The organism is Plesiocystis pacifica SIR-1 (assembly GCF_000170895.1).
Taxonomy (GTDB): Bacteria; Myxococcota_A; Polyangia; order Nannocystales; family Nannocystaceae; genus Plesiocystis; species Plesiocystis pacifica.
This window is the reverse complement of record NZ_ABCS01000018.1, coordinates 18,721-35,396: the sequence shown is the minus strand read 5'-3', so window position 1 is coordinate 35,396 and position 16,676 is coordinate 18,721. Positions and strand designations below refer to the sequence as shown.

General features: G+C 63.4%; 8 protein-coding genes. 5 read left to right on the top strand and 3 right to left on the bottom strand.

Annotated elements, in window-relative coordinates:
* Positions 1 to 5 precede the first annotated feature (5 nt).
* From PPSIR1_RS11575 to PPSIR1_RS11555, 5 genes are read left to right on the top strand one after another with little or no spacing between them, the layout of a single operon-like run.
* Positions 6 to 3,443 carry a hypothetical protein gene (locus tag PPSIR1_RS11575; protein ID WP_045115839.1) on the top strand — a complete coding sequence of 1,146 codons (3,438 nt, stop codon included), beginning with the start codon at positions 6 to 8 and terminating at the stop codon, positions 3,441 to 3,443.
* Positions 3,440 to 3,625, top strand: coding sequence for a hypothetical protein (locus PPSIR1_RS11570; protein WP_006971237.1), 186 nt, complete (start codon positions 3,440 to 3,442; stop codon positions 3,623 to 3,625). Before PPSIR1_RS11575 ends, PPSIR1_RS11570 begins: the two co-directional genes overlap by 4 nt.
* A gap of 16 nt (positions 3,626 to 3,641) precedes the next feature.
* The gene (locus tag PPSIR1_RS11565; RefSeq protein ID WP_006971236.1) at positions 3,642 to 5,387 is read left to right on the top strand and encodes a hypothetical protein; all 1,746 of its coding nucleotides are present in this window, start codon (positions 3,642 to 3,644) and stop codon (positions 5,385 to 5,387) included.
* Positions 5,384 to 7,351 carry a caspase family protein gene (locus PPSIR1_RS11560; protein ID WP_086001237.1) on the top strand — a complete coding sequence of 656 codons (1,968 nt, stop codon included), beginning with the start codon at positions 5,384 to 5,386 and terminating at the stop codon, positions 7,349 to 7,351. Before PPSIR1_RS11565 ends, PPSIR1_RS11560 begins: the two co-directional genes overlap by 4 nt.
* Positions 7,352 to 7,360: 9 nt before the next feature.
* Positions 7,361 to 10,342, top strand: coding sequence for a caspase family protein (locus PPSIR1_RS11555; protein WP_006971234.1), 2,982 nt, complete (start codon positions 7,361 to 7,363; stop codon positions 10,340 to 10,342).
* Positions 10,343 to 10,424: 82 nt separating this feature from the next.
* Here PPSIR1_RS11555 and PPSIR1_RS11550 read toward each other — a convergent pair whose 3' ends face one another.
* From PPSIR1_RS11550 to PPSIR1_RS11540, 3 genes are all read right to left on the bottom strand, one after another.
* Complete coding sequence (locus PPSIR1_RS11550; RefSeq protein WP_198154494.1) at positions 10,425 to 11,849, bottom strand: CHAT domain-containing protein; 1,425 nt, start codon at positions 11,847 to 11,849, stop codon at positions 10,425 to 10,427.
* 93 nt (positions 11,850 to 11,942) lie between these two features.
* Positions 11,943 to 15,827 carry a serine/threonine-protein kinase gene (locus tag PPSIR1_RS11545; protein ID WP_157595450.1) on the bottom strand — a complete coding sequence of 1,295 codons (3,885 nt, stop codon included), beginning with the start codon at positions 15,825 to 15,827 and terminating at the stop codon, positions 11,943 to 11,945.
* Positions 15,820 to 16,629 carry an SIR2 family protein gene (locus PPSIR1_RS11540; RefSeq protein WP_157595449.1) on the bottom strand — a complete coding sequence of 270 codons (810 nt, stop codon included), beginning with the start codon at positions 16,627 to 16,629 and terminating at the stop codon, positions 15,820 to 15,822. The genes PPSIR1_RS11545 and PPSIR1_RS11540 overlap by 8 nt, the downstream gene beginning before the upstream one ends.
* Positions 16,630 to 16,676: the final 47 nt, after the last annotated feature.

Genomic DNA, 16,676 nt, shown 5'->3' with positions numbered 1-16,676 from the left:
AGGGCGTGGTCTGGGGCGGGTCCTTCGACCATGGCGTCGAGGCCCTCCGCGCTTGGGCGAAATTGCGGACCCAGGCCCACGCGGCCTGGCGCACCGGGATGTTTTCATTCGCGGCGCTGCGCCGCACCGCCGCCGTCGAGACCGCCGACGTGCTCGAGCGCCTGCTCGTTCGGTCCTCGGCCGAGCCCGTCTTGGTCCCGCCCTTTCTCCGTCCACGTGTGGCAGGCGAGACCCTGGACGTCACTGGTCAAGTCATCCTGCTCGGTGACCTTGAAGTCCACCTCCTGGTCGAGCTCGAGCTGTGGCGTGAGCTGCTCGACCGACTCGGCCCCGACGGACACGTGGCCATCTTCGCCGACATCTGGCGCGAACACGTCCAGGCCGCGGTTATGCGCCTGACTGCCAGGAACGATCGTCTGGCCCACTATCGCGTGGCTCGACTCCGGGATCTTCTCGATCGCACGACCAACAAGATCGAGTGGGTGTCCGAGCCTGGACCACACGCGGTGGTCGTCAGCAACAACGGCCCGGACCAGGATGCTCGGTGGTCACTGGAAGTTTTGTTGGCAACGCTCGCAGGCCGTGGCTGGCTGCTGCGGGACGAACTCGAGCCCCTCGGGATCGACATCGAGCGGCAACACAGCGAGCTCCCCGACCACGTCTACCTCGACGAGGGGGTGGTCGAAGACTTATGGCAGGCCGAGCAGCTCGAGAATGTGCTGCGCTGTGACGCCATCCGCCGCGTCGAGGTAGCGCGCTCAACCCGTCAGGGCATCGTCGCGCGAGTCGAGATCCACGAGTTGGGCGCGAAGGCCGTCGAACGGGCAAAGCGGGTGCGCCGAGTCATGAGCGAGGCTCTCGACCACGACCGCGTGGAGATCGTTGAGCGCCCCAGTGTCGACCTCCCGCCACCAGCTGCGCGTCATTGGACCATGTTTCACCAGATAGCGACCGAGCTCCGCAGTTGGCGCCAATTCCTCGTTGAGAGGCCTCGGGCATTGATGCTCTCAGCCGACCATGCGACCAGCGCCGGGAGCACTCGTGGACCCGTCGGGCTGGCCCAGACCCTAGCGTGGACCTCCCGCGACCAACTCGAGCGCGCGCTCAAGGCCCACCAAGGCCTTGGCGAACGCGTCCTGGACTTCGCCGAACTCGTCGCCGAGCTTGCTCCCCCAACCCGGAGCTTCGAGACAGCGATCGATCTCGTGAGGCTCGGCTTCAGCGCGGCCCTCGAGCCCCACCACATCCTCGACCTCGGTCTCCAACATCCCGAACTCGGACTCGCTGCGCCTCGTGCCAAGCGCGTCCTCGAACAATACGAGTGGCCCGCCCGCACCAACCTCGACTCGCTCGCCTCGACCCAGTTCCACGTCTGCCACAACTACGCAGGAGCGATCTGGCTCGCGTGGTGTGGAGACACTGGCGAGCGCGAGCCGGTGCCCGACGCTTTCGCGTCTTCGTTTTCGAGCGCGCTAGCCCAGCGCGTCGCCGACCTTGCTGCCGAAGAGCTGTGCCAGCTCAACTGGCGTCTGTTCATGTGGCTGCAGATCACCGCCATCCAGTCACCTTTGTGCGGTGCCGTCGACGAACACGGCGTGCCCTACGTCGGCCGCGAGCCAAGTCCCGGTGATCGCGTGTTGTTCAGCGGCGATACGCCGGCGGGGCGGCTTTGGGCTTGGCTTGGGAGTTGGATCGAAGGTAACCTGGCCCGCGCCCGCGCGTGGAACCTGGCGCTTCAGCACACCGTCGCTTTTTGTGCGGGGTGGCGCCATGACCACATATTCGTCCGCGACGCGCTCGCGTCCTTGCGTCTCGCGGTGGCCATCGTCGGACGTAGCGACGAGCCCCAACTCGCCCGACGGCCGCTGTGCCACCTCGTGCTGCTCGCGTTCACCTGCGACCAACCCCGCGAGGTGCTGACCATGCACCGGTTTGCGAGTCCAGTCAGTGGCCAGCACTACTCATGGTGGGACGTCCTCCAAGGCGTGAGCACCAACGACATCGACTCACTTCGCCATGGAGTCGCCAGTGTATTATTCGAAGATGGCCTGCTGTCGTTGTCAGCTGAGGTTCCCACGGCGCTGTTAGCCAGTGAGCCGTCGCTGCGGCGCAGCGAGGCGCTCACGGCCTGGGGCCACGCCGTCGCGCCACTCGACGCGAGGTTGGCGACCGCCGCTGTACGCCTTGCCGAGGTCGGCGAGCATGCCGACATCAAGGCCTTCATACGGATCCTTGCCGAGTCCCCCGCCAGGTCCATCGATGACGACCCCCTCGGACCGAGTGGTTGGGGGATCGCCGGTGACGTTACCTTCCCCAAGAACCTCGAAGATGTTGTCCAACTTCTGGGCGAAGACCAGCCTCGAACATCCATCCAAGCCGCCGTCCCGACCGCCTGGCGCCCGGGACGTTCGTGTCTGTCGCCGTTCGAAGGCGGCCGGCGTCCACCACCCGAGCTAAGCGAGCGGGCGAGGGCTTGGCTCACCGCCTCGACGGGCGAGCTCTCATCAACACTCATGTTCGGGGCGGCAGTGTCAGTCGTGGCCCAGCTCGACGGACCGCCAGCAACTCCGGCAGATGGTGCAGCAGAGCTCCTCGCTCGTGCAGTAAAGGCTGAGCGCGCAGCTGCCCAACAGCGGGAGACCGCGACCACCGCCCAGCTCGAGTGGCGTCTCCTGGGCCTCGCCAAGACCGTCATTGTTCGCCTCAGTCGGGATCGGCGCAGCGAGCTACCTACACTGCGTGTACTCGAGCTGAGCTGGCGCTTGTTTTGGTGGTGGTGGCGACGGCTTCACCTCATGCCCCAGCCCGCGCGCGCGGCCGCGTTCGACTGCCTAATTCGACGCACAGAGCCGACCGAGCTGGGGCGTGCGAGTGAGGGGTTCGTACTGGACCCCGACCGCTTCGGCCCCGGCAAGTGGAACCACCGCCTCGCTGGCCTTCTCGCAGGTGCCCGCTTCGGCCACGAGCTCGCCACGCAATTCGCTGAGTACCAGCCCGACATGTTTGCATCTGCATCGCTCGAGGCCGAGCTCGTCGCCCTGCTCGCTGAGGACCCAACCACTGCCGAGCGGGCCTTGCGTCGCTCCGGTCAGGCTACCCCGAGCCCGCTCGGGTGGTTGCATGACGTTACGATACGCGATCTAGCCCTCGGGCTCCTGCTCGAAACCCAGCCGGGTGCCTTCAGCCATCTGTCGCGACTTCAGCGTAACAGCCTGCTTCGCCGCTCATTCGGCCGGGGTCAGAGTCGCCTGACTCCTCATTTGCGTCGCGCGGTGATTCGCGCCGCGATCCGCGACGACCATTTGTCCGAGCTTCAGTGGGCGTTCCAGCGGTCGAGCACCGGTCGTCGACCTTACCTCGCGCGGCGCTACCCCACACGACACTACCGGCATCGCCGCTACTCGGTCCTTGAGCGGGCCGGACGTTCTTCCTCTGAGGGATGACCTTCCACTTCGTCGTGACGCTGAACACTCCTCAAGTCGAGTCCGTCTGCATGGGCGACGCGGATGACTTTGATGCGACGCTCGAAGACATGATCACGTCCACCCGGGCATGGGTGATGCTCATGAAGATGACGGTCGGTCCTCACGCCGCCTGCTGCACGAGGAGCCTCGATGCGAGCTAGGCCCAAGATCCTCTACTTGGCCCCGGTCGAGGCGCCGGATCAGCGGCAGGAACTCGAAGCCATCAACAAGGTCCTCGAGCGACTGGATGGGGACCGGCGCCCCGAGGTCGAGTCTCGGTTCGGCGTGCAGGCCGAGGAGCTCCTCGCGCTGCTCGCGGACAAGCGGCTGCTGATTGTGCACATAGCGACCCACGGCAGCGAGTCCGGAGTCGAGTTCGCTGTTCCAAACGGATCCCGGGCTCCCAGACCCGAGGCGCTCGCCAAGGTGTTCGCAGAGCGCCGCGTTCCGTGTGTCCTGCTGAGCGCGTGCAATTCCCGTTCACAAGCCGAAGCCATCTCACCGTACGCAACGGTCACGATTGGCTTCGACGGCGAGCTCGATGGTGACTGCGCCACCAAATTCTTCGAGGCCTGGTACCGCGCGGCCTTCATGCCCCCCCAGCTCCTGGCCCTGGCCTTCGCCGAGGGTGAGGCCGCACTCGGGCTTGGCGACGAGACTGCCGACGTGCGCCCCTGCTCGTTCCCGGAGTCGAGCAGCCTTCGACGCCTATCCATCGATGATCTGCTGGCGAGCCTCGGCCGCCGCGCGGCGCTAGAGGTTCTGGGGATCTTCGCCGGTGTACGCGGTGTGGACAACCTGGCCGTCGCTCAGCTCGGGCGCGAGCTGTTCTCGATCAAACAAGGGCTGCAACAGCACGAGGCCGCAAACCTGGTCGAGGCTATCGAGCCGAGCATCGAGGAGCTATATGCGACGATCTTCGAGCACCGGCCTCAGATCATACACCTTCACGCCATGGCCACGGAGACCGGCCACGAGCTCGTGCTCGGCGACCCTGCGACCTCCCCGCCACCGATTGTGCTCGACGATTTGTTTCGCCTCGTCGCTCATGCAAGCGGAGGCTCCGCGGAGTGCATGCTGCTGTGGTCGAGGGTGGATACCGCCAGGGTCGACAAGCGTCGACTCCCGGCCAAGCACGTCATCGTGCTCGGACGCGAGAGCGTCGACTTTGAGCGCGAGGCCTTCGTCACGAAGTTCTACGATGTTCGCGGGCGGACCGCCGACAGCCGCGCCGCCTTCGAGGAAGCGAGCACGTACATCAGCGGCGCGGACGCGCATGAGTGCTTGACCGGCCGGCCTCTGCGCGGTCGGTCACAACAACCCAAGCCGATCGTCTCCGTGCAGTACTTCCTGCTCCAGCCCCCTCAGCGGGCCGCGCAGCTTGACTACGCCGAAGAGGTCCTTCGTGCACGCCGCGTGGCCCGCCTGGTCGGACCCACGCTAGAGCTCGCTTTCGAGTGGAACGTGTCCCCTAAGCAGCTCGATCACCATCTTCGCACGGCTCGCGCCTCGTCCGCGGCGGGGCCGAAGATTATCGTCATCAGTGGTGTCTGTGACGGCGTTGGGTTCGATACGCGCTCGAACGAGGTGTCGGGCGTCCCGCTGATTGACCACAGGTACCTCAACGCGTGCATCAAAGCCGCGAACTTGGAGTCGTGCTGCTTCATCCTGGTATCGTCGAACACCAGTGAGTTGGCCGAGCAGCTCAGCCGGACGCCCCATGCCGAAACCTCTTGTGTGGGCTTCAAGAGCCCCGATGTGCAGCCCGCGGAGCTCACCGCCTATGTCGAGGGCTTCCTGCTGGGTTATGGGACCGGGGGAGACCTGTATTGCGCGCACCAGCTCGGGCGGCTGTTCACTCGCATCAAGAACCCCGGCTCGGAGTCAAACCCCCGACTCTACCCAGACCCGGAGAGCGCATGACCGCCAAACCGAGCACCAAGCGCGCACTTTTACTGGGTGCCCCCGCGGAAGATCTCAGCGGGGTTGAGCACGACATCGAGCTGATGACGGCCGCGCTGCGCGAGCACGAGTTTTCGAACATCACTTCGATCTGTCCGGCGACGCGCAATGACATCGTCTCGGCCCTCGACCAGCTGGTCGCCGATACCCGGCCCGGAGACATCGTCGTCTTCTACTACTCGGGCCACGGCTCCAAGGTCGAGCCGCTCGGGGCCAAGCTCACCGGCACCGGGGAGGACTCGTACTACCGGTTCTTGGTCCCCAGCGACTTTCCCGAGTCCACCGAGGGAGACTTTCGCGGCTTCACCAACACGGAGTTGTCCCTCAAGCTCGCCCGGCTAACCAAGAAGAGCCCCAACGTCACGGTGATCATGGACTGCTGCTTCGCCGGCCGGGTGTTTCGCAAGAGCGAGGATGACCCGGCCGAGGAGAAGATCGAGTGGCAGGACACGTCCCGGTACCGGCCGACCCGCTACCACGAGAGCAAGGGCCGCTGGGCGCGCGCGGCCTCGAAGTACTTCGAGACCCTACGCAAGCGAGGTTTCGGTGAGGACACCCGCGCGGCCGAAGCCAATCCGCACGCGGTCCAGCTGCTGGCGTCCTCAGCCAACGGCAAGGCTTACGAGACGGCCTGCAACCACTCGGATTGCGGCCACGAAGCCGCGGGGGCCATGACCCTCGCACTGCACGACGTGCTGTCGCGGATCGACCCGACCCACACCACCTGGCAAGACGTCGGTCGAATGATTCGTATGACACCGCGCCGCTCGGGCCACGATCAGCTCGTGTCGGTGGAGGGCCCCTATCGGCGGTTCCTGTTTAGCCTCCATGAGCGTGAAGAACTCGGCGCGGTCGATGTCGACATCAGCAGCGGTCGCGTGTACCTCGTGGGGGGCGCGCTCGCAGATCTTCGCCCCGGGGATCGCTACGAGCTTGTCTCGTTCGGACACAGGGGCAACGAGGAGATCATCTCCGCGTGTGAGGTCGACACAGTCCGCAGTTCCTTTGCCACGATCAAACCCAAGCTTGATGTCGAGCGGATCGCCCCTGGAACGCGAGCGCGACCCATTACTTTTGGCGAGTCTCGCGGCTTCGTAGAGCTGCGCGGCTTCACTAGCGAGGCCGAGCGCGATCTGCTTGAGGCTCGCGTAAGGGCCGTGGGTTTGACTCCGAGCCGTGAGCCTGACCCAGCCAGCTCGGCGATTGCCTGCCTCCAACTCGCGGACCACAAGCTGCAGCTGTTTCTCGGCGAGTTCGGCTTCGACGTCCCCCGGACCTTCATGCCCGGGAAGCTGCCACAGGGGGCCCGCCACCTCGCCCAACACTTCGCCGAAGCCGCCTACCGCATCGGTCGCGCCAACACGCTCGCCAACCTCTGCGGTGGCAGGCTGGATCCAGACTGCGAGCCACAGCTCGCCCGCGTCCGCGCAGACGGACTGCAGGAGCTGAGCGAGGCGCGTCCGACCCTCGTCGACGGTGAAGCGATCTCGATGATCATCGAGCCGCGGCTCGACATCCACGCCAGCGTGTTTTGCATCCACCCCAATGCGCGGATCGAGCTGTTGTCCCGGGCGCAGGGGGGCGGCGTGGAGATTCGCGCGCGCGAGATCTACAGGCTCGGTCAGCGAAGCGGCGAGCAGCGGGTACGCGGCATCGAGCTGCGTCGACCGTCTCGCTCGATCCTGTCAACCGACGCGCCCTTGCCGTTCACGATCATGGTCATTTTGACCGACAAGCAGGTCGACCTGCGCAGCTGGGAGCAGCGCGGCGTCAACCGGTTTTCCTGGACGGACCCGCTCAAGCCCCCCTCGTTCGCTCGCAACGCCCTCGGTGGGGCTCGACCGACTGCGGACGTCCTGTTTCGGATCTACAAGTTCGAGTTCGACCTCGCAGGGGCGGGTGCACCGCTTTCGTCCGATTGCTAAGAGCAAACCATGACCAAGAAGCCCGCAACCGCCGGCGACGGCGACTTTCACATCTACTGCATTCCCGACTCCAGCGCGGACCAGGGGATCTTACAGGAGAACCACCACTACCTAGCCGTCGACGCGGTGACCGGGTTTCTCAACGAGAGCGACAGCTGGCTGCGGTCCTGGATCGCATCGGGTATGATCGACATCAGCGTCGGCGGAGAGCGCTATCAGGCCGGCCTCGGGACCTTCGAGCTGCGTGGCGACGGGAGAACTGCCCCGATCTTCGATCGACCCGTTCTCCCAGACCGCAACTACTGTGGCGGTACGCTCACCCTCAACGTCTCGCTGTTTGCGATCAAGCACGACACAGCGATCGCTACTATGCTCAAGGGAGCATCTCGCGCGAGCCTGGGGATCGCCGCGGGCATGGTTCAGACCGCGACGCCAACCGGGCCGCAGCGGGTGCTGGGGGCTGCAGCGGGCGATCTCGTCGCCTCGCTATCCGAGCTGACCCAATCCTCAGCCAAGACCAAGAACCTGTTCAGCCTAGACGGGCTCGAGCTCAACCTCCGCCCGGATCAGCTCCGCGCGGATAGCACTCACGTGTTGTTTCATCGTGGTAGCTCGCTTGACGAGGGCAAACTGAAGATCGCGGCGAAGGGCGGGTTCACGCTGCCGCTCTTTGATGGCGAGGTGCTTGAGGACGGCGTCTGGGTGCTGCTCCGGATTCGGCGGCAGACGTTCTACCCAGGCCGTCGACCGTGGTTTGGCCTCGAGCGCGGGCTGGAGGCCGACATCGACAACCTCATCGCCGACGTTCAGCATCAGCAAAAGACCCGCGCCCAGGCCCTTGACAGTCTGCGCGCGGGATCTGGCAACACCCTCTTCGATCGATTTAGGGCACTCCGGCTGGTCATCCAGCAAGACGGATGTTTCACAAAGAAGGAAGCCAGGGCTCGGGTCGGGCGCCTGGGCAACAAGCTTGCGGATGCGCGAGCCAGCGTCCACGTCCCCTCGGGAGTGCGCGGCGTCACTGGGCCTCCGGGGGACGGCGGCCCGCCGAGTGACGACGCGGATCTGAGGGCCGAGGTCGAGGCCATCGACAATCGCACGAGCGATCGAGCTGGGCGCAACCACGTGTTGCTCATCGGCGTCGACGCCTACGCCACCCGCCCGTTGCGCGGATGCGTCAACGACACCCTCGAGGTTGCCGAGGTCTTGCGCAAGCACTACGCCGTCGACGAGGAGGAGATCACCCTCCTCGCGTCAGCCCACCCCGGGCACCATGACCTCCCGGATGCCACCCCGGCCACAGCCAGGAACATCCGCGACGCGCTCGCGCACCTCGCCAGCGCGAGCGTGACCTCGGAAGATCGCGTAGTCATCCACTTCTCGGGTCACGGCGGCATGCAGGTCGTCGAGGGCGAGCGCAACCGCTACGCGAAGGAGTACATCTTGCCCGTCGATTACCGCGAGCGGGATGGGCAAATCTACGATGTCGAACTCAACCGTCGACTGGCCGCGATCGCTCGCCGCACTCGGAACCTCACCATCATCCTCGACTGCTGCCACTCAGGTGGCGCCGCGCGAGGGGCTACGGTGCGTAGCTGTCCACTGCCGCCGATCACGGCCAAGGACTTGCCCGAGCACGTGCGCCACCCCCAGCGTGGAATTGGTCTGGACGTCGGTTCTGCCCCGCTAATCGTCGCCGCATGCCGCGCGGACCAGGAAGCCGAGGAGACCAGGCTCTCGGACGGTCGATCCATGGGCAAGTTGACCCGAGCACTGACCAACGCTCTGCGCAAGCTCGCCCCCGAGGACCACCGCGAGTGCAGCTGGCGAGAGCTGTGGCCGGAGATCGACGGCAACCTCGAGGGCAAGCAGCAGCCGTGGCTGATCGGCGACAGTGAGCGACGCATCTTTGGCCTAGGTTTGGCCCGCGAGCCCGGAGGGTTGCGTGTGCAGCCGCAGGCTGGTCGGTACGAGGTCTTCGCCGGCACGCTCTTGAACATCACTCGTGGAACCCAGATCGGCGTGTATGGATCCGAACCGCACAGTCTGCCCCGGGTCGACTCGAGGGCCGACGACGCGGCCCGGGTCGGAACCCTCTGCGTCGAAGAGGCGAACCCGACGCAGGCCATCGCCACGGCCGTCGCTGACTTCTCCTGGCCGCAACGACCTCGCTGTCGCGTCGTGCGGTATGGCGAGCCTGTGCTGCGTCTGTCGCTGCATGGATCCCCAGAGCGGGTCGCGGAGCTTCGCTCGGAGCTGGCGAAGCACCTTACGGATATGGTGTCCGAAGACGTCAATGCGCCCGTGCGCGTCGTAGAGGACGCCGAGACTGGCCAGTGGGTCTTGTGTGACGAGCTCTTCGGCCTGGCTTCGGACGGCGACTACGAGCTCTCGCGCTTCGAAACCGACGTCGCGGTTCACGTCCTGGCTCACTACCAGCGCTACCGCGCGCCTTTGCAGCTCGCTGACGGGGTGGCGAGTCTTCCCAACTCGATCTCCGAAGGACTCGAACTCCAGCTGCTTCGAGCCGAAATCCAGGTTGATGACGTCCAGGATCCCGATCTCCCCCAGATCGACATTGACGGGGAGGGACGCTACCGAACCGACATGGGGACCCATTTTTGCGTCAAAGTCTTCAATCGTTCGTGCTACCCGCTCCACGTCAGCGTGCTCAATGTCGCCCGCGACGGCCAGGTCGAGTGGCTCGGAAGCGAGGCGGTACCACGTTTTGGCACGCACGTGTTTTGGCACCCCGATGAGCTCGGTAGGCCCTTCGTCCTCAACGGCACGCCTGGCTTCGATCGCTTCGTGGCAGTCGGCGCGACGCGCATGGAGTTGACAGTGGTCGAGCAGTTGGAGCTGCGTCAGGGGTTCGCGGATATGATTGAAAGGGCGCGCGCGGGCGAGCTAGCGAAGAACGTGTACTCCGGCGGAGGCGGACGGCAGCCTACACGCTGGGCCTCCGCGAAAGTCGTCCTGCAAGGGGGGTGACGGTTTTTTCGGACTGGGTGCCCAGATCTCGGCCGGAACGACTGCCCAAGTCCTGCGGGATACGCACCTTCGCGGGGGCGACTCATTTGGAGTAGGGCAGCACGCTCGACCCGATGTAGGTCTTCTCGGCTACACCGGGGCGAGCCGTCAGCTGCAGGTCGAGGTTGTTTCGCTGGGCCAGGTCACTGCGATCGACAGTCTCTCGAAAGGCCTGGGCTAGGCTGACGCCAGGTTCACCCGCGGCCTCATAAAATAACCTCGCCAGTTCCCGCGCCGCCAGACTGTGGAGTTTCCAACGAGTCCCAATCACGACGTCGGCGAAGGCGAGCATGTCTTTAGCCAAGGCGCCAGCGTAGCACATGTTGAGGAACACGAGTTTTACACGCTTGTACTTGGCGCGCGCGAGTTTGGCGAGGTGCGTAGCGAGAGCCTCGAGATCGAGGAGTTCGTCCTCTCCGTCTGCCGAAGACAGTACGATCCCGATATGTCCGTCGGAGCCGTTCTCGCCGTGACCGCTGAAGTGCAAAACCGTTGGGTCGTATTGGCGAATCGTGGAGAGCACGTTGATGGGTTGCATCGCTCGAGGCGCCTCGACCTCGACACCATCAATGGTCCCGAGCACATCTTCGAGCATGCTGATTTCGAGATCGATCTTCAGCCCAGGCTGGAACTTGTAGATGACGAGGATCCGGTCTTCGTTTTCTGGCCATGGCAGCGGTTCCAGCTCAACCTGTGTCTCGGGAGTACCTTCGGGCTGTGGGACCTCGTGCGCACAGATCGCTAGTGCCCGGTACACGCCACCGAACTTCGCTGCGAACAGGGGCCTCAATCCGAGCTTCCGAGCCCGCGTGAGATGCGGGTCGTCTTCGTGCGTCAAGATGAAATGCGCTCCGAGGCTGCCGTAGCGCTCGTGGATCCACTCCAGCAGGGAAAAGGGCGGCGGATTTCGCTCGTCATACCCGACGAGCAGCAGCGTCCGCTCTCGCATGAGTAGGTGCAGTGAGCGGAGAGCATCGTAGTGGGCGTCGCTGGGAGAGAGTCCCTCCAGCACGCCACTCAGCTCAGGAGCAAGCACCACCTCGCTGGGCTTTTGACCCATCCCGTTAAGGTGCCAGACGACAGGACGTCGGAGATTCAGCACAGAGATGTCAGGCCGAGTCGACCACGAGTCACAGTCGCTAGGGCTGCTCTCGGCGAGGCTGCGATCGTGGTTGGTCGTGATGATGAGCGAGGGGCTCATCCGCCAGATCCAGCGCAGCTCCGGGCTTGCCACGGGGACTTCCGCGTCGAGAATCTCGACGACGAGATCCTCCCACGCCGACGTCGACTGCAGGCCCTCGCGCACGCTACGAGCAACCCGAGCGTGAAGTTCGGGCCCGATCTCGAGCATTGCTGCGGCCTTATGCGCGCGCTTCTCGAGTTCGAATTTTTCCTTGCGTAGCTTAGCGATCGCCAATCCGATAAACTCAAGCGGATCGGGGAATGGCGTCATGGTTGGACCGACCACGGCGACGATCGTACGCGCCGTGAGTGCTTTGCATAGCGATTGTGGGAGCGGGCTTGACGAGAGTGGGGGCATGTCCTTCGATCCTGTTCGCGATCAGCCATCGCTGACTGCCAGTTCGTATCCGAGCTCCCAGACCTTGCTCGGAACCTCCGCCACTATATCGCGCGCGGCCGGGCTCCACGCCGTGAGTCGCTCGTTGATCACGCGCGCCCGGGCGTCCGTTCGCATGCGCCCGGTCGTCGTGTTGTCCTCGTCCTCTCGCATCGCTTTCAGCCAACTCTCGTCCAGCGCGTACAACTCTCGCAACGACATCGAGACGACGAGGTAAGGAGTCGTCTTGTAGATCTCCAGGCCTTTCTGGTACAGAAAGTTTGGAGTTCCGCGGGCGAGATTGAGCAACGGCAGAGGGACCTTGACCGCCCGTGAGTCGTCAAGTCCCGGCTCGATGTAGCTTCCGTATTCGTCGTCAGTCGAGGCGACGTCCACGAACCGCCGCCACCTGTGGTCATCCGTGGTCGAACCGGGGTTGGTGAGCGAGAAGACATCTCCGCCCCAGCCGCCCTCGCGGTCGACGACGTTGGTCGGCAACAAGAACACCTGTAAGAAGCGGCCGAACCCCACGTCGGGAATGCACAGCACGCCTCCCGAGCGAACGATGCGAGTTGCGAATGCGAGGATCGCAGTGATTCGCTCCTGCTGAGTAAACCGATCGGCGACCTGGTGGAGACTAAAAGCGCACGAGTAGCAGTCGAATGAGTTCGGCGCGGGAGTCCATCGGTTCCCGGGTTTGCGAGGCTCGCCGGGGAACGCGAGGTTGAGATCGCGCCAGAGGACCGTGCGGTTTTCCCTGTAGAGCTGTGTGCGAGGCTCAAGCGTCTCGACGGACTTAAGGCTGGGCCAGGACCCATCCGTCACGGTGACGTCGAATATCAGCGGGCTTTCGTCGCTACGCCGTTGCCGGTATAGCCAGATGTTCTCCATTAGCCGTCCTTCGGCGACGCGTTTGGGTCCGACGGCGTCTCCCCAAATTCGCACTACATTCGTCGTCGGTCCCGGCCGCCCGAGTTCCGCGCAGATGAGCACCGCGGCGCATCCGGCAGCGTAGTCGCCCGCCTTGACCGCAGCGGAAGCGAAGAAGTTTTTGCGGTGAGAGAAGTTCACGCTCGAGTCCGACTGCTCCTTCTGGTGCCAGTCGAAAGTGTGCTCAACGTTTTCGGTCAAAAAACGACAAATCGGGCTGCGGCTGTATGTTGCTACATAGCTGCGGAAAAACTCCCCCGTCCCCCCCCACCCCTCCCAGTGCATGACTTGGCCCAGAATGATCGTCTGTGGACGTCCGACATCGAAGGGGCGGAAACTCACCGTATGCAGGATCGCTTCGCGTAGCGGAGCACCCGATTTCTTGTGCCAAAATTCATCGATTTCTCCCCATACCTCACTTCGCCGCTTCGCCCTAAACCACACCCGCAGGTAGCTCACGATTTTTCCATGCACGGTGAACGCGTCGTGTAGACCTTTGACATAGGAGTCGAGAGCGTTCATACCCATCCTCGTGATGTAGCTCGTAGCCGTGTTGCCCAACTGATCGACAAAGCGTGCGCTCACGTACATCATCGCTTCGCAAAAACCCAGCCCGAGGATGAACTGGCTGAATACGAGCAGGTCGGAGCTCGCATCAGCGACGACAAGTCGCTGCGACAAGCCACGGAGGGCACCGACGAACTCGACAATAGCGCTTTCAGGCGTGACCGAACTCGCGCCCTCTCGATAGGCCGCGCGTCGAAACGTGTGAACGATGCCGAGAAACTGGGCAGAAAAGTCTGCCCCGGGAGCCTCTTTCACCCGCTCTGCGATAGCCTCAAATGGCGCATCCCAAATATCACCGACGGCGTCAGCGGCAGTAAACGCATACGCGCATGCATCGAGTTGGGTCGAGCGGCCGGTGTCGGAACTTGAGACAAAGAGCTTCCCCTGGTTTGCTTCGTTGTCAGCGAGCACCGCGTCGAGCATTTTTTCGGGCGTGCTGTTATCGAGCGCGTCGAGAAACTCGCGAATCGACGGGAACCGTTTATCTGGATCGGACGCGCACCCCTTGGTCAGCGCCGCCCGGAGGTGAACGGGCGACTTGGCGATCGCCGCAGCCAGGCCCGCTTCACTGTGCAGACCAGGCGGGTTACCATTGACGCAGCAGACGATCGTCGCCGCCAGGGAGAATACATCTCGACGAGGATCGCGGCGCTCGGTGCCGGGCCGGTGCAACTCTGGTGCGATAAACGGGAACTTGCCGATCAGGCCCTGGCGCTTTGTCCGCTCATTCAATTCCTGCGCGATATCGATGTCCGCGAGGTAACCAACCCAGCGACCACTGGTGTCTCGGTCGAGTAGGATGTTGGGTGGATTAACATCGAGGTGATAGATGCGCCGCTCATGTAGGTAGATGAGAGCCTGGCCGACGTCCTTGCATACATCGATGATCTCTCGGAGGCGCAAACGATTGTTCTGGATAGCAGCCTTGAGATCGCCCTCTGGGTAGTGGCGCATCGCGTACAGCCAGTACCCCGACAGTGGTTCATCATACCTCTCCACCAGCGCGACCAGGTTGGCCGCGCCACCGTTATTACCGACGTGTTTGAGCAACTCTGCGCTCTTGCGGAAATCACGAATAATGGACGCGTCGCGATAGTGTTCCGTGTTGAGGACCTTCAACGCGACCGGTTGATCACCTCGTAGAGCTTTCCAGACCGTCGAGAAGTCACCACCCCCGTCGATGATCTCGACGAGTTTGTAGATCGATCCGAGTTCGACATTCGGCGCGAGAGGTTCTTGGCGCCACTGGCTTACAAGGGTCGCTATGTCTCGCTTCAGTTCGCGGATACGGGCTGAGAACTCTTGCTCTTGCTCTTGAGAGATACCATCGGCTTTGGCGTTCTCTTCGGCCTCACAGAGCCGCGCCCAGAGCTTTTGATACGTAATCTTGGCATCCGGTCGAATCCCCCTCGGAAATCGTTTGATTTTTCGGTTCGCATCGGCCGAGTCCGAGTTGGCGGTGGTCTTGACGCAGTTCTCCATCTTACGGAGAAGTTCGAGCTCTTGCTCGGGTGTTTCGAAGTCGATGAATTTCAGGTTGAGGTTGGACGCGAGTCGCTCGAAGACATCCCGTGTTTCGTAGTTCACGAGAGCGTAATAGGTCTCCTCGTTTCCCTTGAGGACGCCGTGGAGCCACTTGACATGTGCCGCGAGAAAGTCACGGTCGCACTCATCCGAGAACCCGAGCAAGACAACCGTGCGCGTCTCCATGACGTCTTTCAAGTCCCCGTAACGCTCTGGATCTGCTCCGTCGGATTCCGACGGAAACAGCTCTATGCGCTCCGGGGTAGACGCCGAACCCAGCACGTGCCACAGGTCGCGTTTGTCCCGAGACTTGCGTTCGTCCGGGGTCGCGCGTGAGCCCTTGACGTTGAGGCTCTTCAGGACGGCGCTCGGGAGCTTGACGTGACTGAAGACTTTGTCGCCCGAGGCTGCCGCGAGAACGGGGTCATGTCCGAGCGTGACGATGATGGGCGAGCCCAGAGCCCAACACAGGTGGGCACGCTCGAGGCCGGAGCACGCTGTGCGATTGACGCACGGGCTCAGGTGCTCCTTCAGGAATTCATTCCATGCAGCACTGTTTTGGTCAGCGTAAAACCCCGAGCGTGCGGTGCTGATGATCGATGCTCTCGTGCTCTCGGCGAGCGTTTCATCGTCACGGACATCTCGCAGTTTGTCTAGGTCGCGGCGAAGGTATAGAGCTTTCTTGTCTTCTACGTTCTCACGGTGAATGTGATCAGTAGCGAGTCGAAATAACTCTGACCATGTCGGAATGACGCGATGGCCCTTGCGATCGCGAACGCACGTCGAGAAACTCGGGCCGACGATGGGGATCACGCGTCCAGCAACGAGACGGTCACGCAAGGTCTCTGGGAGGTCAAAGTCATCCATGGCCGCTGCTCGTCGTGTTGTGGAGATGTGCGAACGCATCGAGCACTGCGGCGAGGCCCCCGCCGAGCGCGTCGATCGGAATGAAACGAACGGAGGTTTTCGCTAGCTGTGGGAGTTTAAAGTCGGCCAGAACGTAGTGGGGACCTCGGACTGCCCCAAACCTATCGAGCAACCAGGTCAGCTGGCGAGAGGGGAAGTCATCGGTGGAGAAGCCAAAAAACACCAGCGTTCGAGAGTCCATCAACGACCAGAACGCCCTGAGCACTCGCTCGTAGGAAGGGGTTGGGTGCACGAGGGACTCATCGGCGAGACAATCGAACACCATGCTTTCGGGATCCGTCGCCACACCGTTGATGTGCCACACGCTCTGTCGGCGAGTGAGCCACGGCGCGGAACTCCGGGGAACGACGTAGCTTTCGGGCGACGAGTCCGGGCAGATGTGCTCGATCCACATGTCGTACGCGGTCGTTACCACGAGGGGACTGCCGAGTCGCCAAACGGGCCTGAGGGCCCTTGACGCGCTGGCCTCTTGCCAGTGCTCGAAGCCCATGTAACGTTCGTCGAGAAAGTCGGTCCAGCGGTCGATGGTGCGACGAGCGATGCGCAAGGCTTCACCGAATTCACGGTGTTGACAGAGAGTATTGATGTTGCGGCTCTCATTGACCTCGAGGTTGGCATGGAGCCATGTGGCCGCTTGCTCAAGCAGCTCCGGGATGTCGGGCGTCGGTGTCAGGCCTGGGCCAACGACTGGTACGACGCTGCCGCAGCGTATCGAGTTTTCGAGGTGATTCGGCAGACGCACGGGTAGACCATGGCGAACCATGATGCGGCAACGATATCAACTCGCGT

What these genes read in the sequence shown, in the direction of transcription:
- PPSIR1_RS11560 (WP_086001237.1), top strand. Translation starts at nt 5,384, where the DNA reads ATGACCGCCAAACCGAGCACCAAGCGCGCACTTTTACTGGGTGCCCCC.
- PPSIR1_RS11570 (WP_006971237.1), top strand. Translation starts at nt 3,440, where the DNA reads ATGACCTTCCACTTCGTCGTGACGCTGAACACTCCTCAAGTCGAGTCC.
- PPSIR1_RS11555 (WP_006971234.1), top strand. Translation starts at nt 7,361, where the DNA reads ATGACCAAGAAGCCCGCAACCGCCGGCGACGGCGACTTTCACATCTAC.
- PPSIR1_RS11545 (WP_157595450.1), bottom strand. Translation starts at nt 15,827, where the DNA reads ATGGATGACTTTGACCTCCCAGAGACCTTGCGTGACCGTCTCGTTGCT.